The sequence below is a fragment of the Acidovorax sp. GW821-FHT11A03 genome, from assembly GCF_058809075.1.
The window spans coordinates 302700-314486 of record NZ_JBXASG010000002.1 but is presented as its reverse complement, the minus strand read 5'-3'; the positions used below and the strand labels follow the sequence as shown (position 1 = coordinate 314486).

Genomic DNA, 11787 nt, shown 5'->3' with positions numbered 1-11787 from the left:
CGAGCTTGCTGGGGGCGGCCCGGCGCGGCGCTCATGCCCGGACCCCCAGGTGGGAACCCGCCGGGCGGCGCAGGTTGCTCACATCGTCGATGGTGCCCAGGTAGGCCTCGATCACGCCGGGGTGCGACTGCACCTCGCGCGGCGTGCCCATGGCCACGACCTCGCCCTGGTTCATCGCCAGCACGCGGTCGGACACCTTGGAGACCAGCGACATGTCGTGCTCCACCATCAGCACGGTGATGCCCAGCTCGTGCTGGATGTCCTGGATCCAGAAGGCCATGTCGTCGGTCTCCTCCACGTTCAGGCCCGACGAGGGTTCGTCGAGCAGCAGCAGCTGCGGCTCGGTGCACAGCGCGCGGGCCAGCTCCACCACCTTGCGCACGCCGTAGGGCAGGCCGGCCACCAGCGTGTCGCGGTAGTGCTGCAGGTCGAGAAAGTCGATGACCTGCTCGGCCTTTTCGCGGGCTCGCACCTCGGCGTTGCGCACCTTGCGGGTGAACAGCATGTCGGCCCACAGGCCGGTCTCGCGCCGCGTGTGGCGGCCGATCAGCAGGTTGTGCAGCACGCTCGCGTGCTCGAAGAGCTCGATGTTCTGGAAGGTGCGCGCTATCCCCAGGCCCGCCACCTTGTGCGGCGGCTGGTCGGTGAGCGGCAGCATCGCGCCGCCCGGGCCCGCGTAGGTGATGGTGCCGGTGGTGGGCGTGTAGATGCGGCTGATGAGGTTGAACACCGTGGTCTTGCCCGCGCCGTTCGGGCCGATGAGGGTGAACACCTCGCCCCGGCGCACGTCGAAGCTCACGTTGTTGACCGCCAGCACGCCGCCAAAGCGCACGCTGAGGTTCTGGGCGCTGAGCAAGATGTCGTCAGTCATAGGTACAGCAATTGGGGTCATTTCACTGGTCCATTGCGCTGAATGCCGCTCGCTGCCTTTGCGACTGGTGTGACCGAGGCCAGTGCCCCCGCGCAAGGGCCGCCCCACCGCGCTGGGGGCGTTCCCCTCCCGAATCGCGCAGCGGGTCGAGAGAGGGGGAAGGCGCGAGGCGACTCAGGGGGTGCTTCATCTCAGCCTGTCCGACTTCTGGAAGGACTTCTGCCGCTTGAACAGGCCCTTGCGGTAGAACGGGAACATCTGCAGCCAGGTGCGCACCTTGAGCCAGCGGCCGTACAGCCCCATGGGCTCGAACAGCACGAAGGCGATCAGGACCGCGCCATAGACCACCGCCTGCAGGCCCGGCGCCTGGCCCACGGCGGCGGGCAGCCAGTCCTTGCTCAGCGAGATCAGCTGGGGCATCGAGATCAGGAAGATCGCGCCCAGGAACGCGCCGTGCACCGAGCCCAGGCCGCCGATCACGATCATCAGCAGCAGGTCGATGGACTGCAGGATGTTGAACTGGTCCGGCGAGATGAACTGCAGCTTGTGCGCATACAGCGCGCCGCCGATGCCGGCCAGGGCCGCCGAGATCGAGAATGACAGCGTCTTGTAGCGCGCGAGGTGGATGCCCATGCTCTGCGCCGAGATCTCCGAATCACGGATCGCCACGAAGGCCCGGCCCGTGGGCGAGCGCAGCAGGTTCAGGATGGCCAGGGTGCTGACCACGGCGATCACGAGGCACAGGAAGTAGAAGGACTCCGTGGATTCGAACTTGAAGCCCCAGATCTCGGGCGGCACCAGGTGCTTGCCGGAGTTGCCCCCGGTGACCGACTCCCACCGCGCGAACACCTCCTCGACGATGAAGCCGAACGACAGCGTGGCCATGCCCAGATAGATGCCCTTCACGCGCAGCGCGGGCAGCCCCACCACCACGCCCACGGCGGCCGACAGCCCCGCCGCGCAGGCCAGCGACAGCCCGAACGGCCAGCCCATGCCCGTGAGCACGGCCTGCGTGTACGCCCCCACGCCGAGGAACGCCGCATGCCCCAGCGAGAACAGGCCCGTGAACCCGGCCAGCAGCATGAGCCCCAGGCCCACGATGGCGTAGATCAGCACAAAGGTGAGCTGGGCCAGCCAATACTCTGGCGCCACCCAGGGTGCTGCGACCAGCCCTACGGCCAGCAGGCTGTACCAGAAGACATGCCCGCCATGTTTGGCGAGGCGCAGGTCTTGTTCGTAGCTGGTCTTGAAGATGAATCTCATGGGGTCACACCTTCTTGCGCAGCTTTTCGCCGAACAGCCCATTCGGTTTGACCATCAACATGATCAGCACCACGATGTACGCCGCCGTGTCCTTGAAGCCGTCGGGCAGATAAAAACCCGAGAGCGATTCGACGATGCCGATCACCAGCCCGCCCACGATGGCGCCCGGCAGGCTGCCAAAGCCGCCCACTACGGCGGCGGGAAACGCCTTCAGCCCGATCAGTCCCATGTTGGCGTGCACGAAGGTGATGGGCGCCAGCAGCAGCCCCGCCACGGCGGCCACGGCGGCGGCCAGGCCCCAGGCCAGGCCGTTGAGCCGCTGCACGGGGATGCCCATGTAGTACGCGGCCAGCTGGTTCTGCGACGAGGCCTGCATCGCGATGCCCAGCTTGCTGTAGCGGAACATCGCGAACAGCAGCACGCACAGTGCGGCCGTGGCGCCGATCACCACCAGCTGCTCGGCGTTGAGCACCAGCGCGCCCAGGCGGAACGACAGGTCCTTGTAGGGCACGGGCAGCGTGTGCGTGTCGGTGCCGATGTTGGGAATCATGGTGACCAGCCCGCGCAGCACGTAGCCGATGCCGATGGTGAGCATGACGATGGAGAACGCGGGCTGACCGAGGATGGGGCGGATCACCGCGCGTTCGAGCACCACGCCGAAAAGGCCCATGGCCAGGATGCTGGCGAGCACCGCCACCCAGAAGGGAAAGCCCAGCACCGTCATGAGCGCCAGGCCGCAGAACGCGCCCAGCATCATCAGCTCGCCCTGGGCGAAGCTCACGGTCTCCGTGGCCTTGTAGATGAGCACGAAGCCCAGCGCTATCAGGCCGTAGATGCACCCCTGGGAGATACCGCTGATCAACAGTTGCAAGAATTGCACCCTGGCGCTCCAGAATATTTTTACAAAGCGATTGCTTTGCATAAATAATGGTGCCTGTGCCGGACGCATCCCGCACTCGGGGCTAACCCTGATCGGTCCCGGCGCATATTGACGCAGTGCGCGGCGGGGCGCAATAAGGGTTGCGTCCGATAGGCGCACCCCGGGGCGCCCTCCGGCAGGGCCGGGGAAGGCGCGCAAAACCCTCTGAGAGAACGCCATGTCCGTACAAATAGAGACCGAGGACCGTGTCACGCTGGTGACACTGCACCGCCCCGACGTGCGCAATGCCGTGGACGCGGCGACCGCGCGAGCGCTCCACGCCGCGTTCCTGGCGTTCGAGCAGGACGGCGCGGCCGACGTGGCGGTGTTCCATGGCGCTGGCGGGCATTTCTGCGCGGGCTGGGACCTGCAGTCGGGGGCGCGGCTGCAGGCGCAGGGCGTGGCGCCCGAGGCGCTGGCCGGATCGCTCGATTTCACGGCCGACACCCCGTTGCCGCTGGGGCCGATGGGCCCCAGCCGGTTGCACCTCACCAAGCCGGTGATCGCCGCGGTCAGCGGCGCGGCCGTGGCCGGTGGCATGGAGCTGGCGCTGTGGTGCGACCTGCGCGTGATGGAGGAGGACGCGTACTTCGGTGTCTTTTGCCGCCGCTTCGGCGTGCCGCTGATCGATGGCGGAACCGTGCGCCTGCCCCGCCTGGTGGGCCTGTCGCACGCGCTGGACCTCATCCTCACCGGCCGCAAGGTCGGGTCGGCGGAGGCCTTGCGCATGGGGCTGTGCAACCGCGTGGTGCCCCCGGGGCAGGCGCTGCAGGCGTCGCTCGCGCTGGCGCGGGAGATCGCAGCATTCCCGCAGGCCACGCTGCGCGCCGACCGGGCCAGCGCGCTCGCGGCCGAAGGGCTGCCGCTGCAGGAGGCCCTGCTGCGCGAGTGGGCGGGGGGCCGGGCGTGCCTGGCCGACGCCCTGCGGGGAGCGGCGCGGTTCGCCGACGGGAAGGGACGCCATGGTGAGTTTTGAGTGAAAATGGCCGCCAGCGCTTATCGTGAAAGCGCGGTGCGCTATATAAAATATAGCAAATGACGTTCGTGGGCCCGAGCTGCCCGCGCGCACTCCCCCAGGAAACCCATGAGCAAATCCACCACACCGCCCCCGCAAGCCTTCGAGCCCGACTTCATTGCCGGGCTCAAGGCCATCTTTGAAGAGAAGATCGTGTTCAACCAGGTGCTGGGCCTCAAGATCACCTCCCTCAAGCCCGATGGCGTGGTGGGCCGCATCGACATGAAGCCGGACCTGGTGGGCCACTATGCGTACAACCGCATCCACGGCGGCGTGATCAGCGCGGGGCTGGACGCCATGGGCGGGCTGGCCGTGATGGCGGCCATCGGCGCCAAGCACATGGACGAGGCGCCCGAGCAGCGCCTGCACCGCTTTGCCAAGCTGGGCACCATCGACCTGCGTATCGACTACCTGCGCCCCGGCATCGGCAGCCACTTCGAGCTGCGCGCCAACGTGCTGCGGCTGGGCTCGCGCGTGGCCAGCACGCGCATGGAATTCCTCGGCCCGGACGGGGAGATCATGTCGGCGGGGGCCGCGGCGTACATCGTGTCGTAGCGCCCTGAGCGGCTTCATCGCCAACGCGCTGCGCGCGCACCCTCTTCGGACACGGGGGCGAGGTCACGGCCGTTGCCGCGCCCCATCGCGTGGATGTGTGATCCCGCAAGCCTTGCAAGCGCATGCTACGGACGAACCGTTTGGTTACCGTTCTTGCGTAACGAAGGCATCTTTCACAGGGTCCCAAACCTACGATGACTTCTTTTCAAGGAGATCTGATGGCCGTGCAAAACCCCTTCTTTGGCAAGCGTGAACCTGAGTCGTTCCAACCCCGCCATGGCGCCACCACTTCATCATCCTCATCTGCCGCCTCCAGCCTGAGTGGCACGGCGGCCAGCAGCGCGGCCACGGCGCAGTCCGTGGCCGGCACCGCCGCCAACCGGTCTTCCAGCGACTCCTCGGGCAGCAAGCTCACGGTGGGCCCCAACATCAAGCTCAAGGGCGTGGAGATCACCGATTGCGACACGCTCGTGGTCGAAGGCACGGTCGAGGCCACCATGGATTCGCGCGTCATCCAGATCTCTGAAAACGGCGCCTTCCGCGGCTCGGCCGAGATCGACATCGCCGAAATCCATGGCGAGTTCAACGGCACGCTCACCGTGCGCCAGAAGCTCGTGATCTACAGCACCGGCAAGGTCAACGGCAAGATCCGCTACGGCAAGCTGGTGGTGGAGGAGGGCGGGCAGCTCGCGGGCGAGATCGAGGCGGGCTTTGCCAGCGGCGCGTCGTCGTCCGGCGCGCAGCGCACGGCGTCTGCACCGCTGCGGGCCGAGCCCACGGCGATGGCGGCCTGATCCGCATCGCGGCACACAGATAAACCAGGGCATTCAGGCACCCGCGGCAGCCCGGCCTGGCTGGAGCCCTCACGGGTGCCTAGTGCCGTCCGGCGCGCCGGTGGTGGTGGGGCGCGGGCGCGGAGAAGGCAGCATGGGAATGGCTTTGTAGAATTTCCACGTCGTCCTGCACTCCGGGCGCGCTTTCTTCGCGCCATTGCCACCATGACACGAGTTCTATTTGCCACGTGCCTTGCCCTGGCTGCGCTCAACGCCTGGCCGCAGGCCGAGCCGTCCGAGCCCGTGCGGCGCGCCACGCGGCAGCCGGTGCAGCGCGATGCCGCGCCCGGCCCCGCGCAGGCACCCACACCGGCCGGCGTCCTCACGCCCTTCGTGGATGCCCATGTGCACCTCAACAGCCTGCCGATGCAGCTGGAGCTCATGGCGCGCTGGGGGGCCAGCCACGCGGTGGTGTTCTGGGGCGGGCGCAGCAGCAATGAGTCCGTGGCCGAGGCCGCGCGCCAGCACCCCGGCGTGCTGATTCCGTTCGCCTCGATATCGCCCGAACGCACGGCGTACCGGCCGCACTGGGAGCACAACGGCGTCGAGCTGCTCACACAGCTCGACGCCATGCTGGCGACCGGCCTCTACAAGGGCATCGGCGAGATCTCGGTGGCGCACTTTCCCTCGGCCGGCTTCGCGGAGACGGACTTCGGCGTGGCCGGCCCGATGATGGCGGGCATCCTGGAGCTGGCCCGCAAGCACAAGGTGCCGGTGATGGTGCATGTCGAAAGCACGCGCATGGCGGAGCTTTCACAGCTCTTGCAGCGGTTCCCGGATGTGCCCGTGATCTGGGCGCACGGGGGCTATACGCCGCTGTTCCTGGCGCGGCGTATGCTGGAGCGGCATCCCAACCTCTACTACGAACTGAGTGCGCGCACCTGGCCGCACCATCCCCGTTCGCCGGACTACACCATCCTGCGCGATGGCACGCGCGTCTGGCCCGAGTGGCTGGCGCTCATCGAGGAGCAGCCCGGGCGCTTTCTGGTGGGAACGGATGCGAGCCACCGCTCGGCCGCGAGCGACGACATGAAGTACGCGAGCGTGCAGGGCTTCCTGGCCCAGCTGTCGCCTGGCGCGCGCCAGCAGGTGGCGCGGGGCACGCTGATGCGGCTGGTGGGGCTCGGGCAGCCCTAGGCCGCATGCCGGTCCGGGCCTTCCCGGAAAGCCTGCGCAAAGGCCGGGCCGTGCGGGGCCGTTTCTCCCCTACGACGGATTCGGCGCCAGCTTGGGCACGGGGCGCGGGCGTCCCTGCTCGTCGATGGCCACGTAGGTGAGCCGCGCCTCCGTCACCTTCACGTACCGGCCCTGCTCGGCAAAACGCTCGGCATACACCTCCACCTCCACGGTGACCGAGGTGTTGCCCACGCGCGTGATGGACGAGAAGAACGACAGGATGTCGCCCACGCGCACGGGCTGCTTGAAGATGAACTCGTTCACTGCCACGGTGGCCATGCGGCCCTGCATGTAGCGCGCGGGCAGCACCGAGCCGGCGAGGTCGACCTGTGCCATCACCCAGCCCCCGAAGATGTCGCCGTTGCCATTGGTGTCGGCGGGCATGGGGATCACCTTGAGCACCAGTTCCTTGTCGGAGGGCAATGCGGCGGGGGGCGGGCTGAAAACGGCAGACATGGGCACAATCTCGGTTGGGGCTGAGCCAATCCTTGGGGAACCAGGGGTTTCATCACAGGCTCGCGCCCTGCAAAAAACCACCTGGGCATCAGCCGGGTCGGTAAAAACAACAACTGGAATTGTCCCCCATGCGCCACCACGGCGAAACCGCCCCTTCCGCCACCGCCACCATTGCACCGCCTGCACAGTCCGACTGGAGCACCCTGAACCGCCTGCTGCCCTACCTGTGGCAGTACAAGTGGCGCGTGATCGCCGCCATCGTGTTCATGGTGGGCGCCAAGGTGGCCAACGTGGGCGTGCCCCTTCTGCTCAAGACGCTGGTCGATGCGATGAGCTTCAAGCCCGGAGACCCGGCGGCGCTGCTGGTGGTGCCCGTGGGGCTGCTGGTGGCCTACGGCGCGCTGCGGCTGTCCACGTCGCTGTTCACCGAGCTGCGCGAACTGGTGTTCGCCAAGGCCACGCAGGGGGCGGCGCGCTCCATCGCGCTGCAGACCTTCGAGCACCTGCATGCCCTGAGCCTGCGCTTTCACCTGGAGCGGCAGACCGGCGGCATGACGCGCGACATCGAACGCGGCGTGCGCGGCATCGAGTCGCTGATCTCCTTCACGCTGTTCAACGTGGTGGCCACGCTGGTCGAGGTGGTGCTGGTGCTGTCCGTGCTGGCCGTGAAGTTCGACGCCTGGTTTGCCTGGATCACGCTGGCGGCGCTGGCGTTCTACATCGTCTTCACGGTGCTGGTGACCGAGTGGCGCACCCAGTTCCGGCGCGAGGCCAACGAGTTCGATTCGGCCGCGCACACCAAGGCCGTGGATTCGCTGCTCAACTACGAGACGGTCAAGTACTTCAACAACGAAGGCTTCGAGGCCCGCCGCTACGACGAAAGCCTGGAGCGCCTGCGCCGCGCGCGGCTCAAGAGCCAGACGACGCTGTCCCTGCTCAACACGGGGCAGCAGCTCATCATCGCCGCCGGGCTGGTGGCCATGCTCTGGCGCGCCACGCAGGGCGTGGTCGATGGCCGCATGACGCTGGGCGACCTCGTCATGGTCAATGCCTTCATGATCCAGCTGTACATCCCGCTCAACTTCCTGGGCGTGATCTACCGCGAGATCAAGCAGAGCCTGACCGACCTGGACAAGATGTTCACGCTGATGGACAAGGAGCGCGAGGTGGCCGACCGCCCCGGCGCATTGCCCCTGGCCGGGCTGGACCAGCCCGCCGTGCGCTTCGAGGACGTGCATTTCGCCTACGAGGTGCGCAAGGGCGGCGACCTTGGCAGCGGCCGCCCCATCCTGCAGGGCATCAGCTTCGAGATCCCCGCGGGCAAGACGGTGGCGGTGGTCGGGCCCTCGGGCTCGGGCAAGAGCACGCTGGCGCGGCTGCTGTTCCGCTTCTACGACATCCAGCAGGGCCGCATCACCATCGCCGGGCAGGAAATCCGCGCCGTGACGCAGGCCAGCGTGCGCCAGGCGATCGGCATCGTGCCGCAGGACACGGTGCTGTTCAACGACACGGTGGCCTACAACATCGCCTACGGCCGCCCCGGCGCCAGCCAGGCCGAGGTGGAAGCGGCCGCGCGCTCCGCCCGCATCCACGACTTCATCGCCAGCACCCCCAAGGGCTACGGCACCATGGTGGGCGAGCGCGGGCTCAAGCTCTCGGGCGGCGAGAAGCAGCGCGTGGCCATTGCGCGCACCCTGCTCAAGAACCCGCCCATCCTGATCTTCGACGAGGCGACCTCGGCGCTGGACTCGGCCAACGAGCGCGCGATCCAGGCCGAGCTGCAGAACGTCTCGCAGAACAAGACCACCCTGGTGATCGCCCACCGCCTCTCCACGGTGGTGGAAGCGCACGAGATCCTGGTCATGGACGCGGGACGCATCATCGAGCGCGGCACGCATGCCCAGCTGCTGGCCCTGGGAGGCCGCTACGCGGGCATGTGGTCCTTGCAACAGGAAAGCCCCCCCGAGTCGCCTGCGGCGCTTTCCCCCTGAGGGGCGGCACCCCTGCCACGGGGGCGGCCCTTGCCGGGTGCCTCTCGCGCGGGCCGCGCCGGTTTTTGTACGCTCTGCGCGCAAGGAGACGATGCACGCCGCACGGCTCTTGTTCTCGCAGTTTTTTCCATTGACATTGCATTGACCCATGAAGCCTGTCCTGCTTGCCCTCATGTTCCTGTCCGAAGAGCACATCACCCAGATGGCTCAGACCTTCGAGGTGGTCTACGCCCCCGACGCGCCCCAGGCCGCGGCTGCCATTGCGCAGCAGGGCGGGCGCGTGCGCGTGGTGCTCACCATCGGTGCCGTGGGCCTGAGCCCCGCGCAGATCGACGCATTGCCCGCGCTCACCCTCATCTGCGTGCTGGGCGCAGGCTATGAGAACGTGGCCGTTGCGCACGCCAAGGCGCGCGGCATCGTGGTGGCCACGGGCGCGGGCACCAACGACGACTGCGTGGCCGACCACACCTGGGGCCTGCTGATCGCGGCGCAGCGCCGCATCCTGGCGCTGGACAAGGCCACGCGTGCGGGCATCTGGCGCACGGCGCTGCCGCTGCCGCCCAACGTGTCGCACAAGCGCCTGGGCATCATCGGGCTGGGCACCATTGGCAAGAAGATCGCGCAGCGCGCGCTGGGCTTCGAGATCGAGGTGGGCTACCACAACCGCAGCGCGCGCACCGATGTGCCCTATCGCTACTTCGCAGACGTGGCGGCGCTGGCCGGATGGGCGGACTTCCTCGTGGTCGCCACGCCGGGTGGTGCAGGCACCAGGCACCTCGTCAATGCCGCTGTGCTGGATGCCCTGGGCGCACGCGGCGTGGTGGTCAACATCGCGCGCGGCAGCGTGATCGACACGGCCGCCCTGGCCGCCGCGCTGCGCGAAGGCCGCATCGCGGCGGCGGGCCTCGATGTGTACGAAAGCGAGCCCGCGCCCCCGGCCGAGCTGCTGGACCTGGACAACGTGGTGCTCACGCCCCACGTGGCGGGCTGGTCGCCCGAGGCGGTGCAGGCCTCGGTGGACCGGTTCATGGAAAACGCCCGGCGCCATCTGGCGGGCGAGGCGCCCGTCACGGTGGTGTGACAGAAGGTTCAATAGTGATATCGGCTGCTGGCGCTTGCTGGACAAGCGCTGGCAGTTATTCCATCAGGAGCGACTCATGTCCGTCGATTTGAATGCGCTGCAGGCCCGGCTGCGTGTGTTTGCGGCCGAACGGCAGTGGCAGCCGTTCCACACCCCCAAGAACCTGGCCATGGCGCTGATGGTGGAGGCGGCCGAGCTGGCCGAGATCTTCCAGTGGATGACGCCCGAGCAGTCGCGGTTGGTGCGCGACGACCCGGCGTTCAAGGAGCCCATCGCCGATGAAGTGGCCGATGTGCTGCTGTACCTGCTGCAGCTGGCCGACCATGCGGGCGTGGACCTGGCCGAAGCGGTGGAGCACAAGCTGCGCAAGAACGCCGTCAAGCACCCCGCACCAGAAAACCTGGAGTGAACGGGGGGCGCCTGCACCGGTGTTGCATGCCGGGTGCTCTCCATTTGGCAGTGACGGGACGCCCATGAAAAAGCCCCGCCCTGGCGGGGCTTTTTCATGCTGCACGCACCGGCTTACTTTCGTGCGCCGGTGATGGCATTGCTCACTTCTTGCGCGCGGCGATCGCCTTCTCGGCCGAGCCCACCAGGTCGGCGCCGATCTGGCCCTTCCACTTTTCGTACACGGGGCGCGTGGCCTTCACGAAGGCATCGCGCTCGGCGGTGGAGAGCTGCGTGACGGTCACGCCATTGGCGGCGATGTCCTTGAGCAGGGGCTTGTCGGCCTCGACCATGCCCTTGCGGGCAATGGCGATCTCCTCCTTGCCGGCATCGATGGCGGCCTGCTTGACGATCTCGCGGTCGGCGGGTGTCCAGGACGCCCAGATGTCCTTGTTGACCACGAAGATCAGCGGGTCGTTCACGTAGCCCCACATCGTCACGTGCTTTTGCGCCACGGTGTGCAGCTTGGCGGCCATGTACACGGCAATCGGGTTCTCCTGGCCGTCCACGGCGCCGCTGGCAAACGCGGGCTGTGCATCGGCCCAGCTCATCTGGGTGGGGTTGGCGCCCAGCGCGGTGAAGGTGTCCAGGAACAGGGGCGAGCCCACCACGCGGATCTTCAGGCCCTTCAGGTCCTCGGGGGTCTTGATCGCCTTCTTGGAATTGGAGATCTCGCGGTAGCCGTTCTCGCCCCAGGCCAGGGGCATCACGCCCGCCTTGTCCAGGGTCTGGAAGATCTGCTTGCCCACGTCGCCCTGCGTCACCGCGTCCACCGCCGCGTAGTCGGGGAACAGGAAGGGCAGCGAGAACAGGTTGAGCTGCTTGACCTGGGGCGACCAGTTGATGGTGGAGCCCACAGCCATGTCGATCACGCCCTGGCGCAGCGCGCTGAACTCGCGCGTCTGGTCGCCCTGGATCAGCGAGACGCCGGGGTACAGCTTGATGTTGATGCGGCCGCTGGTGCGCTCGCGGACCTTGTTGGCCCAGAGTTCGCCGCCCTTGCCCCAGGGGAAGGCGGTGCCCAGCACCAGCGACATGCGGTACTCGCTCTTGTAGGCCGTCTGGGCAATGGCGGCGGGGGCGGTGAAGGCGAGGGCGGCCGCAGTGGCGACGGCGGAAGTGAGGAAAGTGCGCAGTTTCATTGTTTCAGTCTCCTTGTAGAAATCAGGGGTCAATGTGT

Annotated in this window: 12 protein-coding genes; 7 read left to right on the top strand and 5 right to left on the bottom strand. The window is 67.6% G+C overall.

Annotated elements, in window-relative coordinates:
* Window positions 1–31: 31 nt before the first annotated feature.
* The 3 genes from AC1RVY_RS05185 to AC1RVY_RS05175 form a co-directional block, all read right to left on the bottom strand.
* Window positions 32–871 (bottom strand): ABC transporter ATP-binding protein, encoded by an 840-nt coding sequence (locus tag AC1RVY_RS05185; protein ID WP_492805595.1) that lies wholly within the window; start codon window positions 869–871, stop codon window positions 32–34.
* 186 nt (window positions 872–1057) lie between these two features.
* Window positions 1058–2134 carry a branched-chain amino acid ABC transporter permease gene (locus AC1RVY_RS05180; protein WP_492805594.1) on the bottom strand — a complete coding sequence of 359 codons (1077 nt, stop codon included), beginning with the start codon at window positions 2132–2134 and terminating at the stop codon, window positions 1058–1060.
* 4 nt (window positions 2135–2138) lie between these two features.
* A complete protein-coding gene (locus tag AC1RVY_RS05175) occupies window positions 2139–3014 on the bottom strand; it encodes a branched-chain amino acid ABC transporter permease (protein WP_218293236.1) in 876 nt (291 codons plus the stop codon).
* Window positions 3015–3231: 217 nt separating this feature from the next.
* Here AC1RVY_RS05175 and AC1RVY_RS05170 point away from each other — a divergent pair, with 217 nt between their 5' ends.
* The 4 genes from AC1RVY_RS05170 to AC1RVY_RS05155 all read left to right on the top strand — a co-directional run bounded on the left by AC1RVY_RS05170 (window position 3232) and on the right by AC1RVY_RS05155 (window position 6593).
* Window positions 3232–4029 carry a crotonase/enoyl-CoA hydratase family protein gene (locus tag AC1RVY_RS05170; protein ID WP_492805592.1) on the top strand — a complete coding sequence of 266 codons (798 nt, stop codon included), beginning with the start codon at window positions 3232–3234 and terminating at the stop codon, window positions 4027–4029.
* 108 nt (window positions 4030–4137) lie between these two features.
* Entirely contained in the window at window positions 4138–4623 is a 486-nt protein-coding gene (locus AC1RVY_RS05165; RefSeq protein WP_218293238.1) for a thioesterase family protein, read from the top strand.
* Between the two features lie 218 nt (window positions 4624–4841).
* Window positions 4842–5417 carry a bactofilin family protein gene (locus AC1RVY_RS05160; RefSeq protein WP_218293239.1) on the top strand — a complete coding sequence of 192 codons (576 nt, stop codon included), beginning with the start codon at window positions 4842–4844 and terminating at the stop codon, window positions 5415–5417.
* Between the two features lie 204 nt (window positions 5418–5621).
* A complete protein-coding gene (locus AC1RVY_RS05155; RefSeq protein ID WP_492805590.1) occupies window positions 5622–6593 on the top strand; it encodes an amidohydrolase family protein in 972 nt (323 codons plus the stop codon).
* 69 nt (window positions 6594–6662) lie between these two features.
* On the opposite strand, the gene AC1RVY_RS05150 is transcribed toward AC1RVY_RS05155, so the two are convergent.
* Complete coding sequence (locus tag AC1RVY_RS05150) at window positions 6663–7088, bottom strand: acyl-CoA thioesterase (RefSeq protein WP_218293241.1); 426 nt, start codon at window positions 7086–7088, stop codon at window positions 6663–6665.
* A gap of 128 nt (window positions 7089–7216) precedes the next feature.
* Between AC1RVY_RS05150 and AC1RVY_RS05145 the strand changes: the two genes are divergently transcribed.
* The 3 genes from AC1RVY_RS05145 (at window position 7217) to AC1RVY_RS05135 (ending at window position 10569) form a co-directional block, all read left to right on the top strand.
* The gene (locus AC1RVY_RS05145; RefSeq protein ID WP_218293242.1) at window positions 7217–9079 is read left to right on the top strand and encodes an ABCB family ABC transporter ATP-binding protein/permease; all 1863 of its coding nucleotides are present in this window, start codon (window positions 7217–7219) and stop codon (window positions 9077–9079) included.
* Between the two features lie 148 nt (window positions 9080–9227).
* The gene (locus AC1RVY_RS05140) at window positions 9228–10160 is read left to right on the top strand and encodes a 2-hydroxyacid dehydrogenase (RefSeq protein ID WP_492805588.1); all 933 of its coding nucleotides are present in this window, start codon (window positions 9228–9230) and stop codon (window positions 10158–10160) included.
* 76 nt (window positions 10161–10236) lie between these two features.
* A complete protein-coding gene (locus tag AC1RVY_RS05135; protein WP_492805587.1) occupies window positions 10237–10569 on the top strand; it encodes a nucleotide pyrophosphohydrolase in 333 nt (110 codons plus the stop codon).
* 142 nt (window positions 10570–10711) lie between these two features.
* Here the strand turns inward: AC1RVY_RS05135 and AC1RVY_RS05130 are convergent, their stop codons facing one another.
* Window positions 10712–11749, bottom strand: a complete 1038-nt coding sequence (locus AC1RVY_RS05130; protein ID WP_218340469.1) for a DctP family TRAP transporter solute-binding subunit — start codon at window positions 11747–11749, stop codon at window positions 10712–10714.
* Between the last annotated feature and the right edge of the window lie 38 nt (window positions 11750–11787).

Excerpts from the sequence above, each read along its gene's own strand:
- AC1RVY_RS05185 (WP_492805595.1), bottom strand. The coding sequence starts at position 871 with ATGACTGACGACATCTTGCTCAGCGCCCAGAACCTCAGCGTGCGCTTT.
- AC1RVY_RS05180 (WP_492805594.1), bottom strand. The coding sequence starts at position 2,134 with ATGAGATTCATCTTCAAGACCAGCTACGAACAAGACCTGCGCCTCGCC.
- AC1RVY_RS05170 (WP_492805592.1), top strand. The coding sequence starts at position 3,232 with ATGTCCGTACAAATAGAGACCGAGGACCGTGTCACGCTGGTGACACTG.
- AC1RVY_RS05165 (WP_218293238.1), top strand. The coding sequence starts at position 4,138 with ATGAGCAAATCCACCACACCGCCCCCGCAAGCCTTCGAGCCCGACTTC.
- AC1RVY_RS05160 (WP_218293239.1), top strand. The coding sequence starts at position 4,842 with ATGGCCGTGCAAAACCCCTTCTTTGGCAAGCGTGAACCTGAGTCGTTC.
- AC1RVY_RS05155 (WP_492805590.1), top strand. The coding sequence starts at position 5,622 with ATGACACGAGTTCTATTTGCCACGTGCCTTGCCCTGGCTGCGCTCAAC.
- AC1RVY_RS05150 (WP_218293241.1), bottom strand. The coding sequence starts at position 7,088 with ATGTCTGCCGTTTTCAGCCCGCCCCCCGCCGCATTGCCCTCCGACAAG.
- AC1RVY_RS05145 (WP_218293242.1), top strand. The coding sequence starts at position 7,217 with ATGCGCCACCACGGCGAAACCGCCCCTTCCGCCACCGCCACCATTGCA.
- AC1RVY_RS05140 (WP_492805588.1), top strand. The coding sequence starts at position 9,228 with ATGAAGCCTGTCCTGCTTGCCCTCATGTTCCTGTCCGAAGAGCACATC.
- AC1RVY_RS05135 (WP_492805587.1), top strand. The coding sequence starts at position 10,237 with ATGTCCGTCGATTTGAATGCGCTGCAGGCCCGGCTGCGTGTGTTTGCG.
- AC1RVY_RS05130 (WP_218340469.1), bottom strand. The coding sequence starts at position 11,749 with ATGAAACTGCGCACTTTCCTCACTTCCGCCGTCGCCACTGCGGCCGCC.